The organism is Novosphingobium sp. 11B (assembly GCF_054589055.1).
This window is the reverse complement of record NZ_BAAILP010000348.1, coordinates 1-2,635: the sequence shown is the minus strand read 5'-3', so window position 1 is coordinate 2,635 and position 2,635 is coordinate 1. Positions and strand designations below refer to the sequence as shown.

The 2,635-nt window shown below is 63.1% G+C and carries 3 protein-coding genes and 2 pseudogenes; 2 read left to right on the top strand and 3 right to left on the bottom strand.

Annotated features, from left to right (window positions below; all coding sequences use genetic code 11):
• Positions 1–94: 94 nt before the first annotated feature.
• Complete coding sequence (locus ACYPYD_RS28330) at positions 95–727, bottom strand: response regulator transcription factor (RefSeq protein WP_211150864.1); 633 nt, start codon at positions 725–727, stop codon at positions 95–97.
• Between the two features lie 109 nt (positions 728–836).
• On the opposite strand from ACYPYD_RS28330, the gene ACYPYD_RS28325 reads away from it, so the two are divergent.
• Positions 837–1,538 (top strand): response regulator transcription factor, encoded by a 702-nt coding sequence (locus ACYPYD_RS28325; protein WP_248006086.1) that lies wholly within the window; start codon positions 837–839, stop codon positions 1,536–1,538.
• Here the strand turns inward: ACYPYD_RS28325 and ACYPYD_RS28320 are convergent.
• Positions 1,528–1,763: pseudogene (locus ACYPYD_RS28320) on the bottom strand (bifunctional helix-turn-helix transcriptional regulator/GNAT family N-acetyltransferase); the annotation flags it as partial. The gene ACYPYD_RS28325 and the pseudogene ACYPYD_RS28320 sit on opposite strands and share 11 nt — an antisense overlap.
• A pseudogene (locus ACYPYD_RS28315) lies at positions 1,761–2,007 on the bottom strand (transposase); the annotation flags it as partial. The pseudogenes ACYPYD_RS28315 and ACYPYD_RS28320, both read right to left, overlap by 3 nt.
• Positions 2,008–2,180: 173 nt before the next feature.
• On the opposite strand from ACYPYD_RS28315, the gene ACYPYD_RS28310 reads away from it, so the two are divergent.
• Positions 2,181–2,635 (top strand): transposase (locus ACYPYD_RS28310; RefSeq protein ID WP_459667125.1); only part of this gene is annotated, 455 nt, incomplete at its 3' end.

Below are 2,635 nucleotides of genomic sequence, written 5' to 3'. Positions count from 1 at the left end.
GAAGCAATCCAGGGCGGTTTGCGCGGCCCTGGATTGCTTCGCTACGCTCGCAATGACGAAAGGAGGCGAATCCAATGATGAAAAGCGGAAGAATCTAAAGCTCGATCAACCCGTTGCGCACGGCGATCGCCACCGCATGCGTGCGGTCCATCGCGCCGAGCCGCGCGAAGATCGCCTTCATATAGCCTTTCACCGTGTCCTCGGACAGTGACAGCCGCGCCGCGATCTGCTTGTTGGAATTGCCCGCCGCCGCCAGTTCCAGTACGTCGCTCTCGCGTGCGGTCAGGCGCTTCGCCTCGCGGTCGGCGGCGCCAAACACCTGGCGATCGAAGTGCGTGCCGCCCCGATGGACCGAGCGGATCGCGTCGAGCAGTTCGGTCCTCAGGCTGTTCTTGAGCAGGTAGCCGGAGGCCCCCGCCTTGATCGCCTGCGTCGCGCGGCCATCGCCCGAATAGGTCGTGAGCACCAGGATGCGCGCCTCGGGAAATTCGGCGAGGATGCGCGTCATCGCCTCCACCCCGTCGACATTGGGCATCTGCAGGTCGAGCAGCAGGATGTCGGGGCGCGCCTCGCGATAGATGTGGACCGCCGCCTCGCCGTCCTCACCCACCGCGATCAGTTCCAGATCGGGCTGGGTCGCGAAGACGGCGACGATGCCGTCGCGCAGCAGCGGGTGGTCGTCGACCACGGCGATGCGGATGGGGGCCTGAAAATCGCTGTCTTCCATGGCCTGCGTTTAGCCCCGCCGCCCCTGCCGAGGAAAGCCCCCCGAAAGAGGGGATTGCCCGTTGTGTGCACTTTGGATCATTTCCGACTCCGGCAGCAGGAGTAGTGAAATGACCCATCCCATCAACCAGCCGATGCGCAATCCCGCCGATGAAAGCGCAAGGCCGGGCAAGGTCCTGATCGTCGATAACGAGGGAGAGGCCCGTTCGCGGTTGCATGCCCTGCTGCGCGACGAGGGTTACCTGATCGAGACATTCGCCTGGGCCGGTGCCTTGCTCGATGCACGGCTGCCTGAGGCGCCGTGTTGCATCGTCGCCGATGTGCGTCTGCCCGCGATCGACGGCATCGAACTGATCGAGCGCCTCAAGCAACGGGGGGATGCGATCCCGGTGATCTTCGTAACCGACGAAATCGACGTGCCGCTCTCCGTTCGTGCGATAAAGGCCGGGGCCGTGGACTTCCTGCCGCGCCCGTTCGACGAACGCGACATGCTGGGCGCCGTCGAACATGCCCTCGATATCGACATCGAGCGCCGCTCGGCCGCACAGCGGCGCGGCATCATCGTGCGCCGCTTCGACACGCTCACCCGCCGCGAACGTCAAGTGATGGAAGGTGTCGTTCGCGGCCTCATGAACAAGCAGATCGCATGGGAACTCGATATCAGCGAGATCACCGTCAAACTTCACCGCGCCAGCCTGATGCGCAAGATGCAGTTGCGCTCGGTACCCGATCTTGTTCGCGCGTCCATAACGCTCGGAGTGCAGGACGCAGCGATGCATCGCGATACCGGAGCGATGGCGCTTATGCCATAAGCATCAAAAACCAGGTCTCGCCTCGAACCGGTTCGCCGAACTCGTGATTGGTTTCGACACCCTAGAAGCCATTGCGCGCATAGATACGGCGAACTGCTTCCAGAACGGTGTGTGTCCAGAGCGTGATCCGATCGTATCGTTTCTCACGCGCGACAGGCTCCACTTGCAGAAGGCGAAGGCGGGCCAGCCCTTCCCTTCGTCGGTCAGGAAGACCGCGCCCGCCATCTGGAACTCGGTGGCCTCGTCAGACATCGAGTAGAGCGCCTGCAGCGAGGATCTTGAACATGAGGACCGGATCAAACGGCGGCCTGCCACCCTTGCCGCGGACACTTCGCCGCAACGCTGCTACCAACGGGCCGCGGAAAGCCTCGAAGTCGACGACAGTCGCAAGCCGTTCAAGCCGATCACCTGCCGCGCTCAACGCCTCGTATCGGTCCGAAAGATCGAAGAAACTCGGCTGTCCCGCCATCATCGCCTCCACCCTCGTGCAAAGGCAGTGAATCACCTCAAGCCGCTAGGCGCCAGCGGTTCGAGGCGTCCGGCTTGAATGGCTGCACAACGCCTTGCGGCAGTAAGCTACCGCCGGTGGGTTCAACGGGTGGCGGCAACACTTTAATCTTTTGCGGAAGATGGAGTGTCGCGATGAAGCAGCGTCGTCGGATCTATTACACGGCCAGTCAGCGAGCAGAGATATGGGATCGCTGGCAGCGCGGGGAGTCGATGAGTTCGATCGGACGAAGGTTTGATCGAGAATCATCTTCGGTATTTTCGGTGATTTCGCCGACCGGCGGTATCCGGCCCGCCGATCGCAAGCGGAGCATCCGTGCACTGAGCCTTGCCGAGCGCGAGGAGATTTCGCGGGGCCTGAGCGTCAGTGAACCCTTGCGTGCGATAGCACGGCGACTGGGCCGCTCGCCCTCGACGATCAGTCGCGAAGTCAGGCGCAATGGCGGCCCTGCACGGTATCGCGCTACTGCGTCCGATCAGGCGGCATGGGACCGTGCCTTGCGGCCCAAGCCCTGCAAGCTGGCTTGCTCGCCGCCACTGGCACGGGCAGTATCGGCCAAGCTGCGCCGCAAATGGTCACCGGAACAGAT